This window comes from Saccharothrix lopnurensis (assembly GCF_042658445.1).
GTDB classification, from domain to species: domain Bacteria; phylum Actinomycetota; class Actinomycetes; order Mycobacteriales; family Pseudonocardiaceae; genus Actinosynnema; species Actinosynnema lopnurensis.
This window is the reverse complement of record NZ_JBHSQO010000033.1, coordinates 12,902-28,816: the sequence shown is the minus strand read 5'-3', so window position 1 is coordinate 28,816 and position 15,915 is coordinate 12,902. Positions and strand designations below refer to the sequence as shown.

Below are 15,915 nucleotides of genomic sequence, written 5' to 3'. Positions count from 1 at the left end.
GTGGCCAGGTACGAGTCCCTGCTCGACGCGGTCGGCGGCACGCCCCTGGTGGGCCTGCCCCGGCTGTCGCCGTCGAAGGACGTGCGGTTGTGGGCGAAGCTGGAGGACCGCAACCCGACCGGCTCGATCAAGGACCGCCCGGCGCTGGCGATGGTCGAGGAGGCCGAGCGGACCGGCGTGCTGACCCCGGGGTGCACGATCCTGGAGCCGACGTCGGGCAACACCGGCATCGCCCTGGCCATGGCCGCCAAGCTCAAGGGCTACGGCCTGGTGTGCGTGATGCCGGAGAACACCTCCACCGAGCGCAGGCAGCTGCTCCAGGCGTACGGGGCGCGCATCGTGTTCTCGCCCGCCGCGGGCGGCTCCAACCAGGCGGTGGCGCAGGCCAAGGAACTGGCCAAGGCCAACCCCGACTGGGTCATGCTCTACCAGTACGGCAACCCGGCCAACGCCGCCGCGCACTACCGCGGCACCGGGCCCGAGCTGCTCGAGGACCTGCCGACGATCACGCACTTCGTCGCGGGCCTGGGCACCACCGGCACGCTGGTCGGCGTCGGCCGGTACCTGCGCGAGCACAAGCCGGACGTGCGGGTCATCGCCGCCGAGCCGCGCTACGGCGAGCTGGTCTACGGCCTGCGCAACCTCGACGAGGGCTTCGTGCCCGAGCTGTACGACGCGGCCGTGCTGACCGGCCGCTACTCGGTCGGCTCGTACGACGCGCTGCGCCGCACCCGGCAGCTGCTGGAGGTGGAGGGCATCTTCGCGGGCATCTCCACCGGCGCGATCCTGCACGCGGCGCTGGCCGCGGCGGAGAAGGCGGTCAAGGCGGACGAGCCCGCGGACATCGCGTTCGTGGTGGCCGACGCGGGGTGGAAGTACCTGTCCACGGGCGCCTACGCGGGCACCCTGGACGAGGCGTCCGAGCGCCTCGACGGCCACCTCTGGGCCTGAGGCGACACCGGGAGAGCCCCGCACCGCATCCGGTGCGGGGCCCTCGTCCGCGCCGGGGTCAGGCGACGGCGCAGGCCGCCCCGTTCAGGGTGAAGGAGGTGGGCTTGCCGGTGTTGCCGCCGTGCGTGGCCTGGAGGCCGATGCCGATCGACCCGTTCGGGGCGATGGCGGCGTTGTAGGCGACGTTGCGGCCGGTCACCGCACCGCTGGTGGGCGACCAGGTCGCGCCCCAGCCGCCGGTGACGGTCTGGCCGGCGGGCAGGGTGAACGCGAGCTGCCAGCCGTTGACCGCGCTCGTGCCGGTGTTGGTGATGGTGATGGTGGCGGTCAGGCCGGTGTTCCACGAGTTGACCGCGTAGGCGATCCGGCAGGCCCCGGCCGGCTGGTTGCCGGTCGTGGTCGTCGTCGTGGTGGTGGTCGTGGTGGTGGTCGTCGTGCCGGTGGGATCGCCGCGGTCCAGGCCGAAGAACTGGATCGCGCGCAGCGCCATGCCCGAGGCCAGCAGGTTGTGCCCGGTGCCCTGCATCGAGATGGCCTCGACCTTGTCGCCGTAGCGCGTGCGCGTCCAGCCGGACTGCGGCGAGTCCGTCGAGGTCGGCGTGGTCGACAGGCCGTGGACGTTGGTCCACTGCTCGACCTGCTCGGCGAAGTTCGGGTAGCGCAGCGTGTCGTCCGCGGTGCCGTGCCAGATCTGCATCCGCGGTCGGGCCCCGCTGTACCCCGGGTAGGCGCCGCGCACCAGGTTGCCCCACTCCTGCGCGGTCTTGTTCACCTGGCCGTTGGCGCACGCGCTGTTCCACGACGAGCCGTCGGTGGTGGCGAAGCAGCTCGCGGGCACGCCCGCGAACGCCGCGCCCGCGGCGAACACGTCGGGGTAGTTGGCCAGCATCACGTTCGTGGTCATCGCGCCGGACGAGACGCCGGTGACGAACACGCGGCCGGTGTCGCCGTTGTAGCGCTGGAGCACGTAGCGGACCATCGACACCAGGCCCACCGGGTCGCTGCCGCCGTCGCGGCGCAGCGCCTGCGGCGAGGACACGTCGTAGCAGCCGCCGGAGCGCGTGGCGGTCGGGTAGATGACGATGAACCCGTACTGGTCGGCCAGCCGCGCGAACTCCGTGCCGGAGTGGAACGCCGGGCCGGTGCCCGTGCAGTAGTGCACCGCCAGCAGCACCGGCGGGCGGGCCTGCGTGCGGTCCGGCACGTACAGGTGCATCCGCAGGTTGCTCGGGTTCGTGCCGAAGCCGGTCACCTCGGTCAGCGCCGCGGCCGAGGCGGGCTGCGGCGCGGCGACGAGGGCGAGGCAGAACGCCGCCGCCGCGGTCACCCCGGCGAGCAGCGCGGTGAGCCCCTTCCTCACGGGGCCACCACCTGGCCGGAGTTGTTGATCCGGCCGGGGCACAGGCCCTTGGCGGCCAGGCCCTGCACGATCCGCGGCACCGCGTTCACGGTCGACTGGTAGGCGGCGTGCATGAGCACGATCGCGCCCGCGTTCGCGCCGGTGGCGGAGCGCACGATGGCGTCGGTGGAGGCGCCGTTCCAGTCCTGCGTGTCGACCGACCAGGTGACCTGGGTCAGGCCGAGCTTGCGGGCCTCGTTCTGCACGGTCGCGTTCGTCGCGCCGTACGGCGGGCGGAACAGCGTCGGCGTCTGGCCGGTGGCGCTGCGGATCGCGTTCTGGGTGTTGGCCAGCTCGGTCGCCACCTGGGCCGCGCCCAGGTTCGTCAGGTACGGGTGCGACCAGGAGTGGTTGCCGATCCACATGCCGGCCGACGCGGTCTCACGGGCCAGGCCCGCCTGCTGCTGCACGTTCCGACCGAGGTCGAAGAACGTCGCCCGCGCGCCCGCCGAGCGCAGCGCGCTGATCAGCGGCCGGGTGAACTGACCGTTCGGACCGTCGTCGTAGGTCAACGCCACGTACCCGTTGCACGGCGCGGCCTGGGCCGTGGACGCGGCGACCGGAAGCGCGACCACCACGAGCGTGGCGGCGAGGAGGGTTCTCCAGAGCATCGTTGCTCCTCAAAACGGGGTAAGGAATTCAGGCCACTATGTGACTCCCGACCGTGGTCGGACAACGGTTTCGTGGAAGTTGCGGATCTCAAATGGCCTGATGAGCTGGTGGAACAGGCAAAACACCCATTCGGCGCGTGGTGGCGCCGGGGAAACTTTCGCAAGCTCGCCCGCGTGCTGCCGACCGAGCCGGAACGGGACCTGCCGGCCACGGCGCTGCGGACCGCGCGTGCCCGCACCCGGTGGCGGCACCACACCGCGGCCGGCCTCGCGCCGGACGGCCGCGTGTTCACCGACCTCGACGTCTTCCACTTCGCGGGCGGTCCGGGCGCCTGCCGGTCGCTGGGCCTGCTCGCCGTGCCCGCCGCCGCGAAATCCTCCCGGTGGTCGTGCGCGTTCTCCGCAGGCGGCGGGTATTCGGAGGTCGGACGTCACCCGCGGGAATTCCGGCGCCACCACCCGGTACCGGCAATCGACCGGCGCGGACTCGTTCCCCGACCGCCGGCCCGCCGGCTGCGCCGCGATCTCGCGCAGTTCTTCCGACACCACCGTCCGTCGAATGGCGCAGTCCGTTCAGCCCAATGCGATGAGGCATTGTGATATGCCGGTTCGGCGGGAACCGCGGTATCGCGCACGACACCGTGCGCACCCCGGCTCGGGCGGGGTTGACCGGGTGTGCCCGTAGCTCACCCGACCGGCGGACACGCGTCGCCGGATGCGCTTCTCCCCGACTTCGGCAATCCGCAGACAAGCCTGTTCGAACTCGACCCGCCGCATCGGCCGGCGGTGCGCCGAGGGCCAATCGGGTTCCGCGCCGAGGAGCAACTCCCGCTCGGTCCCAACCGCTACCCGCGCCCCCGCTGATGCATTCGAGTGAACCTATCCACCACCGATATCGGCAGCTTCTTCCCGTGCCCTTTCCGCATTTTTGCAGAGAGCGGGCTGCTATCGTTCCGCCATGCAATTGACGGTGCTCGGGTGTGCGGGCAGCGCACCCGGTCCCGGCCTGCCCACCTCCGGGTACCTGGTGGAGGCGGGCGGGGTCCGGATCGTGCTGGAACTGGGCAGCGGCGTGTTCGGCGCCCTGATGCGGCACTGCGACCCGTTCGACCTCGACGCCGTGCTGCTGTCGCACCTGCACCTCGACCACTGCGCGGACTTCAGCGCGCTCACCGTGCACCGGCGCCACCACCCGTCGCCGCCGTACGACGTGACCGAGCGCAGGCTGCCCGTGTTCGCCCCGGCGCACGCGCCGTCCCGGCTGGCCGCCGCGCACGCCGCGAGCCGCGCCGAACTGGCCGCGCTGCGGCTGGAGGAGGCGTTCGACTTCGTGCCGCTCGCGCCCGGCTCGTACCGGGTCGGGCCGGTGGAGGTCGAGGTGGCCGCGATGCGGCACATCTGCGAGGCGTACGCGTTCCGGCTGACGCACGGGGGCGCGTCGCTGGTGTTCTCCGGCGACACCGTGCCGTGCCCGGAACTGGTGGGGCTGGCGCGCGGCGCGGACCTGCTGCTGGCCGACTCGGCGTGGCGCGAGCAGGCCGGCCGGGCCGACTACCTGCACATGAGCGGGCGGGAGGCGGGCGCGGTGGCGGCGGCCGCCGGGGTGGGCCGGCTGGTGCTGACGCACGTGCTGCCGTGGTCGGACCGCGACGGCGTGCTGGCCGACGCGGTGACCGAGTTCGACGGCCCGGTGGTGCTGGCCGAACCCGGCGCGGTGTACGAGATCGCCTGACCCCGCCCCGCCCCCGCCACCCGAGCCCTCTCACCCCGCGCCTTCGCCCAGCCCGCGCCTTCGCCCCAGCCCCCGGTTTCCGTCCCCAGCCCTCAGTTTCCGTTCCCCCCCGCCTCCTCAACCCGCGAACGCGGTCGACGGCAACCCTTCCCCGACCCCGGGCAGCACCAGCACGGACCCGGCCAGCTCGCTCAGGGCGTCGCCGGACAACCCGGTCCGGGCGCTGGTGACGTACAGGTCGGTGAAGTCGGGCCCGCCGAAGCAGCACGCGGTCGGCTGGCCCACCGGCAGTTCGAGTTCGAGGTCCAGCACGCCGTCGGGGGTGTAGCGGTGCACGGCCGCCCCGCCCCACAGCGCCACCCAGACCGCGCCGGAGGCGTCCACGGTGAGCCCGTCCGGCAGGCCGCGGTGGACCTCGGCCAGCGGGCGGCGGTGGGTGGCCTCACCGGTCTCGCGGTCGAAGTCGAGCACGTCGACGCGGCGCTCCGCCGAGTCGATGTAGTACATGCGGGTGCCGTCGGGGCTCCAGCCGATGCCGTTGCTGACCCCGAGCTTGTCCAGCACCACCTTGGCGTCACCGTTGGGCTGGACCCGGGCCAGCCAGCCGTCGGGCTCCTCGTCGTAGCGCATGGTGCCCGCCCACAGCCGCCCCGCCGGGTCGACGGCCGCGTCGTTCCCGCGCACCCCGTCCCGCGCCCAGTAGACCAGCCAGGTCTTGGTCCCGTCCCGGTCCAGCAGCGCGATCCCGTCGCGCAGGTTGAGCACCAGCCCGCCCCGGGACCGCGGCTTGGCCGCGCCCACGTGCTGCGGCACCTCCAGCACGGCGTCGTCGTCCCGCGCCGGGCTGTAGCGGTGCACCTCGCCGGCCAGCACGTCCACCCACAGCAGCGTCCCGCTCGCGTGGTCCCACGTGGGCGCCTCTCCTAAGGCCGCCTCGGCCCGCACCGCCACCTCGATCACGCCACCACCCTACGTCCCCCCTCCCCACCACCCCTCGCGAGTCGTACGTCCAGACCCCGCGAGTCGTACCTCCAGACCCGCCGTGTCGTACGTCCAGGACCCCCGAGTTCAGCGTTCAGGACCGCGCTCGTCACCCGACAGGTGAACCTGAACGTTGAACTCGGGGGTCCGGAACGTACGACTCGCGCGACCTGGACGTACGACTCGCGGGGTCGCGTAGGTTGGGGGAGTGGGAATCGGTGAGGTGGGGACGGGTGGCGGGGGGAAGGCGCCCACGCCGTTGGCCAAGAGGGTGATCCCGCCCAACCCGCTGCTGTCCGCCGCGGTGGTGCTGGGGTTCGTCGGGCTGCTGTACGTGGTCGAGGCCGTCGACGTGGTGCTGGGCGGCCGGTTCGACGACGACGGCGTGCTCCCGCGCGACTTCTCCCAGTGGGACAACATCATCTGGTACCCCTACCTGCACGCCGACTGGGCCCACCTGACGGGCAACGCCGTGCCGCTGCTCGTGCTCGGCTTCCTGGCCACCTCGGGCGGCATCAAGCAGTTCCTCCAGGTCACCGCCGTCATCTGGCTCACCGGCGGGCTCGGCACCTGGGTGGTCGGCTCCTACGGCAGCCACATCGGCGCGTCCGGCCTGGTGTTCGGCTTCCTGGCGTTCCTGCTGGTGCGCGGCCTGTTCGCGCGCAGCCCGTGGCAGGTCGTGGTCGCCCTGGTCGTCTTCGCGCTCTACGGCACCGCCCTGTGGGGCGTGCTCCCCGGCCAGCCCGGCATCTCGTGGGAGGGCCACCTGTTCGGCGCGCTCGGCGGCGTGCTCGCGGCGTGGGGCGTGGCCCGCGACGCGCGGGCTAACCTCGGGGTGTGACTCCGAGCTCCGACTCCCCGATCGGGATCTTCGACTCCGGCGTCGGTGGGCTGACCGTCGCCCGCGCGATCATGGACCAGCTGCCCGCGGAGCGGATCCGGTACGTCGGGGACACCGCGAACTCGCCCTACGGCCCCCAGCCCATCGCCCGGGTCCGCGAGCACGCCCTGAAGATCGCCGACCGGCTCGTGGCCGACGGGGCGAAGCTGCTCGTCATCGCCTGCAACACGGCGTCCTCCGCCTGCCTGCGCGACGCCCGCGAGCGCTACGACATCCCGGTGGTCGAGGTCGTGCTGCCGGCCGTGCGCCGCGCGGTCGCCACCACCCGCACCGGGCGGATCGGCGTCATCGGCACCGCGGGCACCGTCACCTCCGGCGCCTACCAGGACGCGTTCGCCGCGGTGCGCGACGTCGAGGTCACCGCGGTGCCCTGCCCCCGGTTCGTGGACTTCGTCGAACGCGGCACCACCTCCGGCCGCCAGGTCCTCGGCCTCGCCCAGGCGTACCTGGAGCCGCTCCAGCGCGCCGAGGTCGACACCGTGGTCCTCGGGTGCACCCACTACCCGCTGCTCACCGGCGTGGTGCAGATCGTCATGGGCAACGACGTGACGTTGGTCTCCAGCGCCGAGGAGACCGTCAAGGACGTGGTCCGGGTGCTGACCGAGCGCGACCTGTTCCGCACGGGCGCGCCCGACCAGGTGTTCTCCTGCACCGGCGAGGTGGCCTCCTTCGCCAGGCTGGCCCGCCGATTCCTGCCCCGGTTGGAAAACGCGTCCTTCCGCCCCCACTGCTGAGCCGGCACGCTCGCCGGGTGCTGTTGACCACCCTGGGCTGCTCGGGCAGCCTGCCGGGCCCGGACGGCCCCGCATCCGGCTACCTCGTCGAGGCGGACGGCTGCCGGCTCGCGATCGAGCTGGGCAGCGGCGTGCTCGCCGCCCTCCAGGCGCGCCACGACCCGTTCTCGATGGACGCGCTGCTGTTCTCCCACCTGCACCCGGACCACTGCAGCGACTTCACCACCCTCGCCGTCATCCGCCGCTACCACACCGACCCGCCGCACGACACGACCGAGCACCGGCTGCCCGTGCACGGGCCGTCCGAGAGCGCCGACCGGTTCGCCCGCGCCTACGCGGAGACCGCCGAGGAGCTGCTCGCCACGGACCTGTCCGACGTCTTCGAGTTCCACACCCTCGTCGACCGCGCCCCGTTCCGCGTGGGCCCGTTCGAGATCACCCCGGTCCGCGTCGACCACCCCACCGAGGCGTACGGGTTCCGCATCGCCACCGGGTCCGCGACCCTCGCCTTCACCGGCGACACCGGGCCGTGCGACGCGCTGCGGACCCTGGCCGACGGCGCGGACGTGCTGCTGTCCGAGGCGACCTGGACGCACGCCGACGACCGGCCGACCGGTCAACACCTGTCCGGGGTGCAGGCGGGGGAGCTCGCGGCGGCCGCCGGCGTCGGCCGGCTGCTGCTCACCCACGTGGCCCCGTGGACCGACAAGGCCGCCGTGCTGACCGAGGCGCGCGGCCGCTTCCCGGGCCCCGTCGAGCTGGTCGTCCCGGGCGGCACCTACGCGGTTGACGAACCGGTGGTCCGGGTAATCGGCGGCCATGGCAACTGACGTCGTCGAACTGATCCTCGAAGACCACCGGAGGTTCGAGGAGCTGTTCCGCCAACTGCGTGACCGGAACTCCGACCGGACGGCCCTGCTGGGCGAGCTGGCCGCGCTGCTCGTGGCCCACGCCGAGGCCGAGGAGTCCGAGGTCTACCCGGCCCTCAAGCGCTACAAGGAGGTCGACAACGACGAGGTCGACCACGGCGCCGAGGAGCACGCCGAGGGCCACCAGGCCCTGCTGGCGCTGATGGAGGTCACCGACACCGAGTCCGAGGACTGGGAGAGCAAGCTGGAGGAGCTGGTCGAGGCGCTCAACCACCACGTGGACGAGGAGGAGCGCACCATCCTCAACGACGCCCGCGAGCAGGTGGAAGACGCGCGCCGCGCCGAGCTGGGCAAGCTCTTCCTGGAGATCCGGCAGGACCACCTGGACGACGACTGCGGCGACATCTCCTACGTGCGCCGGATCGCGGCCGACACCAAGGACCGGATCGACTAACGTCGGCCGCGTGGCGAACGTCGAGGTGCGCAGGGTGGGTCGGCACGACTTCGTGGCGGAGAACGACCGGGGCGCCTCGGTGCGCCTCGGCCGCTCGGGCGCGGAGGGCGCCTTCTCGCCCGTCGAGCTGCTGCTCGCCGCGGCGGCCGGCTGCGCGGTGGTGACCGCGGAGACGCTGGTCACCCGCAGGGTCGGCGAGGGGGGCCTGGTGGCCCGCGCGCGGGACGTGCGGCCCGAGGGCGCCCACGAGCTGGACGCCATCCCCATCACCCTCGACTACGACACCTCGGCCCTGGACGACGAGCAGCTGGCGGCGCTGGACCAGGTCGTGCGGCGGGCGGTGGAGCAGCTGTGCACCGTCACCCGCACCCTGAAGAAGGCGCCGCCCGCGCCGCTGACCCTGCCGGGCCCGGTCCCGCCGGGCCCGGTCCCGCCCGGTTAGCCCCGCCCGGTCAGCCCCCGATCCCGTCCCACACGGCCGTGGAGCCGCTGTGCCCGATGCGGACCACCTGCACGGTCGCCGCCACGCCCGCCGCGATCACCAGCACGGCCACCACCGCGCAGATGCGCCGCCACGTCCCGGGCACGTTCCCGTCGTCGGCCGCCGCCGCGCGCTCGCGGTCGGCCAGCCGGCCCGCGACCAGCAGCGCGACCACCGCCACGCCGAAGCCCAGCGCGAACGGCAGCAGGTCGTTGCCCAGCGAGGCGTGCCGCTCGATCAGCGGGTTCCCCAGGGTGGCCATCCGCGCGTACAGCTGGTCGCCGGACCACTGGGCCAGCGGCACCGAGCCCACGCCCGCCACCGTCACGCCCAGCAGTGGCCACGTGTACCGCCGCCGCCAGCGCGGCACCACCGCCAGCGCGACCGCCCCCGCGGCGGCCAGCGGGAGCAGCACCACGACCGCGTGGACCAGCAGCGGGTGCGCGGGGAGGTCGAAGATCTTCACCAGGTCGCTCGCGAGTGCCATGCCTCTCCCTACGCCGGTGGGCTGTCCCCAGGTTCAGCGCAATAGGGTAGTGCCGTGCTGAGGAGCGATGGCAGGAACGACGACGTGCTGCGCGACATCCGGATCACCCGCGGCTTCCAGCAGTGGCCCGCCGGGTCGGTGCTGATCGAGTTCGGCAACACCCGGGTGCTGTGCGCGGCCAGCGTGACGGAGGGCGTCCCGCGCTGGCGGTCCGGCTCCGGCCTGGGCTGGGTGACCGCCGAGTACGCGATGCTGCCGTCGGCGACGCACACCCGCGGCGACCGCGAGTCGGTGAAGGGCCGCGTCGGCGGCCGCACGCACGAGATCAGCCGCCTGATCGGCCGCGCCCTGCGCGCCTGCATCGACCTGGCCGCGCTGGGCGAGAACACGATCGTCATCGACTGCGACGTGATCCAGGCCGACGGCGGCACCCGCACCGCCGCCATCACCGGCGCGTACGTGGCCCTGGCCGACGCCGTGACCTGGCTGTCCGCCGCCAAGCGCCTGGCCGACCCCCAGCCGCTGTCGTGCGCGGTGTCGGCGGTGTCCGTGGGCGTGGTGGACGGCCGCGTGCGGCTCGACCTGCCCTACGAGGAGGACTCGCGCGCCGAGGTCGACATGAACGTGGTGGCCACCGACGCGGGCACCCTGATCGAGGTCCAGGGCACCGGCGAGGGCGCCACGTTCGCGCGCTCCACGCTGGACAAGATGCTGGACGTGGCCCTGGCCGGGTGCGCGGAGCTCAACCGCCTCCAGTCCGAGGCGCTCGCCCTGCCCTACCCCGGCGTGCTGCCCGAGCCGAAGGCGAGGAAGAAGTGAGGCTGCTGCTCGCGTCCCGCAACCGGAAGAAGCTCGCCGAGCTGCGCCGCATCCTGCTGGCCGAGGGGCTGGCGGGCATCGAGGTCGTCGGCCTGGACGACGTGCCGGAGTTCCCCGAGGCGCCGGAGACCGACCCGACGTTCGAGGGCAACGCCCTGGCCAAGGCGCGCGACGCCTTCCGCGCCACCGGCCTGCCGTCCGTGGCGGACGACTCGGGCATCGCGATCGACGCGCTCAACGGGATGCCGGGCGTGCTGTCGGCGCGGTGGTCCGGCCGGCACGGCGACGACCTCGCCAACACCGAGCTGGTGCTCGGGCAGCTGCGCGACGTGCCGGACGAGCGCCGCGGCGCCGCGTTCGTGTGCACCGCGGCGTTCGTGTCGGGGAACGCGGAGGTCGTGGTGCGCGGCGAGTGGCGGGGCGCCATCACCCGCGAGCCGCGCGGCGCGAACGGCTTCGGCTACGACCCGGTCTTCCGCCCGGAGGGCCACGACGTGACGTCGGCCGAGCTGTCGCCGGAGGAGAAGGACGCGCTGTCCCACCGGGGCCGTGCGCTGCGCCTGCTGCTGCCGCACCTGCGGGAGCCGGCCCGGAGCTGACCCCGGCGGACCGGGCGGGCAGCCGGGCCGGCCGACGGGCCGCCGGTCAGGCGGGCAGCTCGCGCAGCAGCTTGGCCACGTGCCCGGTGGCGCGCACGTTGTACATGGCCTTCGTGATCTTCCCCTCGGGGTCGACCAGGAAGGTGGACCGGATCACGCCCGTGATCCTCCGGCCGTAGTTCAGCTTCTCCCCGTACGCGCCCCACCGGGTGAGCACCTCGCGGTCCACGTCGGCCAGCAGCGGGAAGTCCAGGCCCTCGGCCGCGGCGAACGCGGCGAGCTTCTCCGGCTTGTCCGGCGAGATCCCGACGACCTCGTAGCCGGCGGACGCCAGCGCGGCGGTGCTGTCGCGGAAGTCGCACGCCTGCTTGGTGCACCCCGGCGTGCTCGCGGCCGGGTAGAAGTAGACGACCACGGAGCGGCCCAGGTAGTCGGACAGCGAGACGGGCTTGCCCCCGCTGTCGGGCAGCGTGAACGCCGGGGCCTGGTCGCCGGGGGACAGGCGCTTCTGCTCGGTCATGGGGCGAGACGCTACAGGTCAGGTCCTGCCCTCGAACGTGGCGTTCGGCTCCTGCCCGGCTCCGTTGGGCTCGATCACCAGGCGCAGCCGCACGGGGTGCTCGGGCACGGCGAAAGCCATGGTCAGCACGGTCTCGCCACCGGGGGCGACCTCGCTGACGGCGGCCGCGATCCCGTTGAGGCCCTGCACCGAGTCGCGCACCTCGGCCACCGGCGCGCCCGCGATCTCGGCCCGCACCGCGAGTCCGCTGGTCCGGTAGACCTCCTCGGTGTCGTTCACCAGGGTGAGCGTGAACACCGCGGCGCGCGGGGACTGCGGGAACGAGGTGTCGCTCGGCTTGAGCGAGGTCGGCTGGGACACGGTGACGGCCATCCCGCCGGCCCACACGCGCTGCGTGCCGAACTCGGTGGAAGCCTGTCTCGCGGCCGCCTCGGGACCCTGCTCGGCCACCGCGGAGGGCGCGGGGGCGACGGGGTCGATGCCGGTGTGGTCCGCACACCCCGCCACGGCCAAGCCCAGGCATGCGCCGACGGCCAGTCTGGCGAACTTCACGAACCTCCCCTTCCCGCCCCGGCGGTGGGCTTGCTGCGACTGCCACCACCATGACGGGGCGGAAGGGTCCGCGGGGGCGGATCGGGGGCCTTGACGCGCACCTGGTGCCTGCCCGTGGCCAACCCGTGATGGCGCACGGCTGCCCGCGTGGGCGGCGCCACACCTGGCGGCGCCCACGCGGGTCGGCGGCGGCCGAGCCCCGGCCGGCGAACCGACCGGGAGTTGGAGAGCGCGTCGGGGGGCGTGCGCGCTCACACGGATCATCGCGGTCCACCCGCGAACCGCTACACCTCGACTTCGGTCTTCACCCGTTCGGACGAACGATCGAACAGTTCGGCCAGGAGTTCGTACGACCGGAGCCGGTCCCGCTGCTCGGCGACCATGGTGGTCACCATCAGCTCGTCGGCCCGGGTGTCGTCGAGCAGCCGCCCGAGCTGCGCCCGCACCGTCTCGGGGGAGCCCAGCACCTGCTCGGCCCGCCGCTCCTCGATGAACAGCAGCTCCAGGTCGGTGTAGGGGTGGGCGGCGGCCTCCTCGTTGGTGGGCATCCGCCCCGGCCGGCCGCTGCGCAGGTTCAGGAAGGCCAGCGAACCGGGCATCGCCAGGTACTCGGCGCGCTCGTCGGTGTCCGCGACCAGCACCGAGGCGCAGACCACCGCGTAGGGCTCGGACAGCCGCGCCGACGGCCGGAACCGATCCCGGTACAGGGCCAGCGCGGGCAGCGTGTTCTGCGCGCTGAAGTGGTGGGCGAAGGCGAACGGCAGCCCGTTCACGGCCGCGACCTGGGCGCTGTAGCCGCTGGAGCCGAGCAGGAAGACGTCCGGCCTGTTGCCCTCGGCGGGCACGGCGTCCAGCGGCTCGCTGCCGGCGAAGTAGCCGGTCAGCTCGGCGAGCTGCTGCGGGAAGTCGTCGACGGACAGCGGCCCGGCGGTGCGGCGCAGCGCCCGCGCGGTCCGCTGGTCGGTACCCGGGGCGCGCCCGATGCCCAGGTCGATGCGGCCGGGGTGCAGGGCGGACAGCGTGCCGAACTGCTCGGCCACCACCATCGGCGGGTGGTTGGGCAGCATCACGCCGCCCGAGCCGACCCGCAGCGTGGTGGTGGCGTCGGCGACGTGGCCGATCAGGACGGCGGGGGACGAGCTCGCGATGCCGGGCATGTTGTGGTGCTCGGCCAACCAGAACCGGGTGAAGCCGAGCCGTTCGACGTGCCGCGCGAGTTCGCGGGTGTGGGCGAACGCGGTGCCCGCGTCCCCGGAGGTGGTGATCGGGGCCAGGTCCAGTGCGGACAGCGGCACGTCGCGGAGTCGGCTCATACCCGGTGGCAACGCCCTCGGGTCCCGCTGCCTTCCCGCGCGCGCGGGGTGTGACCACCGCGACCCGCGGGCGGGGAAGCGGCGCGGCGCGCGGGGCGTTGTCCGGGGCATGGACGTGGTGGTCGTCGGCGCCGGTCAAGCGGGTCTGTCCGCCGCTTACTTCCTCAAGCGGGCCGGCCTCGACCACCGCGTCCTCGACGCCGAGGAGGGCCCCGGCGGCGCGTGGCGGCACCGCTGGCCGTCCCTGCGGATGGCCACCGTGCACGGCATCCACGACCTGCCCGGGGCGCCGTTCGCCGAACCCGACCCGGACGCGCCCGCCCGCCGGGTGCTGCCCGCCTACTTCGCCGACTTCGAGCGCCACAACGACCTGGACGTGCTGCGGCCGGTCCGCGTGCGCGCCGTGCGCGACCTCGGCGGGCTGCTCCGGGTCGAGACCGACCGCGGTGCGTTCGACACGCGCGCCCTGGTCAACGCCACCGGCACCTGGACCCGCCCGTTCTGGCCCCGCTACCCGGGCCAGGAGCTGTTCCGGGGTCGTCAGCTGCACTCGTCGGGGTACCGGGGCCCGGCGGAGTTCGCCGGTCGGCACGTCGTCGTGGTCGGCGGCGGCACGTCGGCGGTCCAGCAGCTGCTGGAGATCGCCGGGCACGCCGCGGGCACCACCTGGGTCACCCGCCGCGAGCCGGAGTTCTCCGACGAGCCGTTCACCCCCGAGCTCGGCCGCGTCGTCGTGGCGGAGGTCGAGCGGCGGGTCCGGCTGGGCCTGCCGCCGCGCAGCGTGGTCGGCGTGACCGGCCTGCACCTGACCCCGGCCGTGCGCGAGGGCCTGCGGACCGGCGTGCTCCACCGGCGGCCGGTGTTCGAGCGGATCACCGAGGACGGCGTGGTCTGGGCCGACGGCACCCGGCAGCGCGCCGACGCGATCCTCTGGGCGACCGGCTTCCGCGCCGCGCTGGACCACCTCGCCCCGCTGCGCCTGCGCGAGCCCGGCGGCGGCGTCCGGCTCGACGGCACGCGGGTCGTGGCGGACCCGCGCGTGCACCTGGTCGGCTACGGCCCGTCCGCCAGCACGGTCGGGGCCACGAGGGCGGGGCGGGCCGCGGCGAAGGAGCTCAGGTCGCTGCTCGCCCGCCCGCGGGCCGCCTGACCGGTCTCGGCCCGACCAGCTTCTGCCCGACCACCCGGGCGGCCACCGCCAGCCTGTACCGCAGCACGTCCAGCCGGCCGACGTCGCACCGGGCCAGGAACTCGCGGGCCGCGGGCGCCTCGAAGAACCACGGGGACAGCGACGACGGGTCGTTGAACCCCTCCCACAGCTGCTCGGCGATCCCGGGGTGGCGGGACGCGGCGAGGATCAGCTCCTTCTGCGCGGCGGTCATCGGCGCCAGCATCCGGTTGGTGAACTCGTTGGCGTGGCGCCCGCGCTCCCACCACTCGTCGAACCGCGAGGTCAGCCAGTCCGCGGTGTAGGGACCGTCGAACGCGGCCAGCTCCTCGGCGAAGAACCGCGCCATCCGGGTGGCGTTGTTCGCGCCCTGCCCGGTCAGCGGGTCGTTGAGCACCACCGCGTCACCGAGGCCGAGGACGTGCCGCCCGGACGGCAGCACGCCCACGGGTCTGCGCACCACCGGCAGGACCTCGCCCTTGATCCAGGTCACCGGGGAGGTCGGGCGGGCGGGCCGGAGGAACGCCGACTCGTGCGGCAGCAGCTCGTCCACCACCTCCTTGAGCACGGCCAGCCCCTCGTCGGCCGAGGTCACGCCGCAGAACCGGTCCGCCCGTCCGCCCGGCGCGGCCTCCAGCACGACGCTGCGCGACTCGCCGACGTCCCGGTCGTGGAAGGGGACCCAGAACACCTCCACGGTGCCGGGCAGGAACGAGAACACGCCCTCCCGGTGCTCGGGGCGGGCGGTCAGGTCGTACCCGTGGACGTTGATCATGAACAGCCTGCGCTGCGGCTCGGTGTGCACGCACCGCACCGGGTCGAGCTCGAACAGGGGACCCGCCCCGGTGCCCGCGGTGACCACGACCAGGTCGTGCGTGGCGGCCAACTCCTCCAGCCCGGCCTCCGTCACCACGCCCACCGTCACCGAGGCCCCGCGCGCCCCCAGCTCCCGCAGGCCGCGCGAGAACTTCAGCCGCTGGTCGACCGCGAGCGCGGGCTTGCGCAGCGGCGCGTCCACGGCGAACGCCGCGTCCCGGTCCCCGGTGCACAGGTCGAGGTGGATGCGCCGCATCCGGGACGCCTCCGGCCAGAAGTCGAGGCCCAGCTCCGCCTCGTACTCCACCTGGTCCCCGAACAGGCAGGCCGTCGGCCGTCCGCGGCCGGCGAGGAGTTCCTCGGGCGTCCGATCGGAGCACAACGACACCCGCCACCCGGCCCGCAGCAGTGCGGCGGACAGCACAATACCGGCTTGACCTGCGCCGACGACGGCGATTGAGGGCACGTCAAGAGATCCTCGGTGGCCCGGAGCGGGTGGCGCCATAGCACGTTCGGGTTCACTGACCC

General features: G+C 73.8%; 19 protein-coding genes. 11 read left to right on the top strand and 8 right to left on the bottom strand.

Annotation, left to right across the window (positions count from 1 at the left end; all coding sequences use genetic code 11):
* Positions 1–951 (top strand): PLP-dependent cysteine synthase family protein, encoded by a 951-nt coding sequence (locus ACFP3R_RS26085; RefSeq protein ID WP_380639299.1) that lies wholly within the window; start codon positions 1–3, stop codon positions 949–951.
* Between the two features lie 58 nt (positions 952–1,009).
* Here ACFP3R_RS26085 and ACFP3R_RS26080 read toward each other — a convergent pair whose 3' ends face one another.
* Positions 1,010–2,311, bottom strand: coding sequence for an extracellular catalytic domain type 1 short-chain-length polyhydroxyalkanoate depolymerase (locus ACFP3R_RS26080; protein WP_380639297.1), 1,302 nt, complete (start codon positions 2,309–2,311; stop codon positions 1,010–1,012).
* The gene (locus tag ACFP3R_RS26075) at positions 2,308–2,961 is read right to left on the bottom strand and encodes a polysaccharide deacetylase family protein (protein ID WP_380639295.1); all 654 of its coding nucleotides are present in this window, start codon (positions 2,959–2,961) and stop codon (positions 2,308–2,310) included. The genes ACFP3R_RS26080 and ACFP3R_RS26075 overlap by 4 nt, the downstream gene beginning before the upstream one ends.
* 72 nt (positions 2,962–3,033) lie before the next feature.
* On the opposite strand from ACFP3R_RS26075, the gene ACFP3R_RS26070 reads away from it, so the two are divergent.
* Together ACFP3R_RS26070 and ACFP3R_RS26065 are read left to right on the top strand one after the other, a co-directional pair.
* Positions 3,034–3,561 carry a hypothetical protein gene (locus tag ACFP3R_RS26070; protein WP_380639293.1) on the top strand — a complete coding sequence of 176 codons (528 nt, stop codon included), beginning with the start codon at positions 3,034–3,036 and terminating at the stop codon, positions 3,559–3,561.
* Positions 3,562–3,919: 358 nt separating this feature from the next.
* Positions 3,920–4,693 (top strand): MBL fold metallo-hydrolase, encoded by a 774-nt coding sequence (locus tag ACFP3R_RS26065; RefSeq protein WP_380639291.1) that lies wholly within the window; start codon positions 3,920–3,922, stop codon positions 4,691–4,693.
* 117 nt (positions 4,694–4,810) lie between these two features.
* Here ACFP3R_RS26065 and ACFP3R_RS26060 read toward each other — a convergent pair whose 3' ends face one another.
* Positions 4,811–5,653 (bottom strand): SMP-30/gluconolactonase/LRE family protein, encoded by an 843-nt coding sequence (locus tag ACFP3R_RS26060; RefSeq protein WP_380639289.1) that lies wholly within the window; start codon positions 5,651–5,653, stop codon positions 4,811–4,813.
* 280 nt (positions 5,654–5,933) lie between these two features.
* Here ACFP3R_RS26060 and ACFP3R_RS26055 point away from each other — a divergent pair, with 280 nt between their 5' ends.
* Genes ACFP3R_RS26055 through ACFP3R_RS26035 form a run of 5 tightly spaced genes read left to right on the top strand, consistent with a single transcriptional unit; the run spans position 5,934 to position 9,074 of the window.
* Entirely contained in the window at positions 5,934–6,515 is a 582-nt protein-coding gene (locus tag ACFP3R_RS26055) for a rhomboid family intramembrane serine protease (protein ID WP_380639287.1), read from the top strand.
* On the top strand, positions 6,512–7,309 hold the full coding sequence (gene murI / locus ACFP3R_RS26050) for a glutamate racemase (protein WP_380639285.1): 798 nt from the start codon (positions 6,512–6,514) through the stop codon (positions 7,307–7,309). Before ACFP3R_RS26055 ends, murI begins: the two co-directional genes overlap by 4 nt.
* A gap of 17 nt (positions 7,310–7,326) precedes the next feature.
* Entirely contained in the window at positions 7,327–8,139 is an 813-nt protein-coding gene (locus ACFP3R_RS26045) for an MBL fold metallo-hydrolase (protein WP_380639283.1), read from the top strand.
* On the top strand, positions 8,129–8,632 hold the full coding sequence (locus ACFP3R_RS26040; protein WP_380639281.1) for a hemerythrin domain-containing protein: 504 nt from the start codon (positions 8,129–8,131) through the stop codon (positions 8,630–8,632). The genes ACFP3R_RS26045 and ACFP3R_RS26040 overlap by 11 nt, the downstream gene beginning before the upstream one ends.
* Before the next feature lie 10 nt (positions 8,633–8,642).
* On the top strand, positions 8,643–9,074 hold the full coding sequence (locus ACFP3R_RS26035; RefSeq protein ID WP_380639279.1) for an OsmC family protein: 432 nt from the start codon (positions 8,643–8,645) through the stop codon (positions 9,072–9,074).
* Positions 9,075–9,084: 10 nt separating this feature from the next.
* On the opposite strand, the gene ACFP3R_RS26030 is transcribed toward ACFP3R_RS26035, so the two are convergent.
* A complete protein-coding gene (locus ACFP3R_RS26030; protein WP_380639277.1) occupies positions 9,085–9,600 on the bottom strand; it encodes a DUF2231 domain-containing protein in 516 nt (171 codons plus the stop codon).
* Between the two features lie 54 nt (positions 9,601–9,654).
* Here ACFP3R_RS26030 and rph point away from each other — a divergent pair, with 54 nt between their 5' ends.
* Together rph and rdgB are read left to right on the top strand one after the other, a co-directional pair.
* Positions 9,655–10,419 carry a ribonuclease PH gene (rph, locus tag ACFP3R_RS26025; protein ID WP_380639275.1) on the top strand — a complete coding sequence of 255 codons (765 nt, stop codon included), beginning with the start codon at positions 9,655–9,657 and terminating at the stop codon, positions 10,417–10,419.
* The gene (gene rdgB, locus ACFP3R_RS26020) at positions 10,416–11,018 is read left to right on the top strand and encodes an RdgB/HAM1 family non-canonical purine NTP pyrophosphatase (protein ID WP_380639273.1); all 603 of its coding nucleotides are present in this window, start codon (positions 10,416–10,418) and stop codon (positions 11,016–11,018) included. The genes rph and rdgB overlap by 4 nt, the downstream gene beginning before the upstream one ends.
* Positions 11,019–11,064: 46 nt before the next feature.
* Here the strand turns inward: rdgB and bcp are convergent, their stop codons facing one another.
* From bcp to ACFP3R_RS26005, 3 genes are all read right to left on the bottom strand, one after another.
* Positions 11,065–11,538: a thioredoxin-dependent thiol peroxidase gene (bcp, locus tag ACFP3R_RS26015; RefSeq protein WP_380639271.1), complete on the bottom strand. Its 474-nt coding sequence runs from the start codon at positions 11,536–11,538 to the stop codon at positions 11,065–11,067.
* Positions 11,539–11,556: 18 nt separating this feature from the next.
* On the bottom strand, positions 11,557–12,090 hold the full coding sequence (locus ACFP3R_RS26010; RefSeq protein WP_380639269.1) for a hypothetical protein: 534 nt from the start codon (positions 12,088–12,090) through the stop codon (positions 11,557–11,559).
* 284 nt (positions 12,091–12,374) lie between these two features.
* Positions 12,375–13,403: an LLM class flavin-dependent oxidoreductase gene (locus tag ACFP3R_RS26005; protein ID WP_380639267.1), complete on the bottom strand. Its 1,029-nt coding sequence runs from the start codon at positions 13,401–13,403 to the stop codon at positions 12,375–12,377.
* Between the two features lie 109 nt (positions 13,404–13,512).
* Here ACFP3R_RS26005 and ACFP3R_RS26000 point away from each other — a divergent pair, with 109 nt between their 5' ends.
* Complete coding sequence (locus tag ACFP3R_RS26000) at positions 13,513–14,553, top strand: FAD-dependent oxidoreductase (RefSeq protein ID WP_380639265.1); 1,041 nt, start codon at positions 13,513–13,515, stop codon at positions 14,551–14,553.
* On the opposite strand, the gene ACFP3R_RS25995 is transcribed toward ACFP3R_RS26000, so the two are convergent.
* Positions 14,519–15,853, bottom strand: coding sequence for a styrene monooxygenase/indole monooxygenase family protein (locus ACFP3R_RS25995; protein WP_380639263.1), 1,335 nt, complete (start codon positions 15,851–15,853; stop codon positions 14,519–14,521). The two genes, ACFP3R_RS26000 and ACFP3R_RS25995, sit on opposite strands and share 35 nt — an antisense overlap.
* Positions 15,854–15,915 lie beyond the last annotated feature (62 nt).

Excerpts from the sequence above, each read along its gene's own strand:
- ACFP3R_RS26040 (WP_380639281.1), top strand. The coding sequence starts at position 8,129 with ATGGCAACTGACGTCGTCGAACTGATCCTCGAAGACCACCGGAGGTTC.
- bcp (WP_380639271.1), bottom strand. The coding sequence starts at position 11,538 with ATGACCGAGCAGAAGCGCCTGTCCCCCGGCGACCAGGCCCCGGCGTTC.
- ACFP3R_RS26000 (WP_380639265.1), top strand. The coding sequence starts at position 13,513 with ATGGACGTGGTGGTCGTCGGCGCCGGTCAAGCGGGTCTGTCCGCCGCT.
- ACFP3R_RS26030 (WP_380639277.1), bottom strand. The coding sequence starts at position 9,600 with ATGGCACTCGCGAGCGACCTGGTGAAGATCTTCGACCTCCCCGCGCAC.
- ACFP3R_RS26005 (WP_380639267.1), bottom strand. The coding sequence starts at position 13,403 with ATGAGCCGACTCCGCGACGTGCCGCTGTCCGCACTGGACCTGGCCCCG.
- ACFP3R_RS26075 (WP_380639295.1), bottom strand. The coding sequence starts at position 2,961 with ATGCTCTGGAGAACCCTCCTCGCCGCCACGCTCGTGGTGGTCGCGCTT.
- ACFP3R_RS26065 (WP_380639291.1), top strand. The coding sequence starts at position 3,920 with ATGCAATTGACGGTGCTCGGGTGTGCGGGCAGCGCACCCGGTCCCGGC.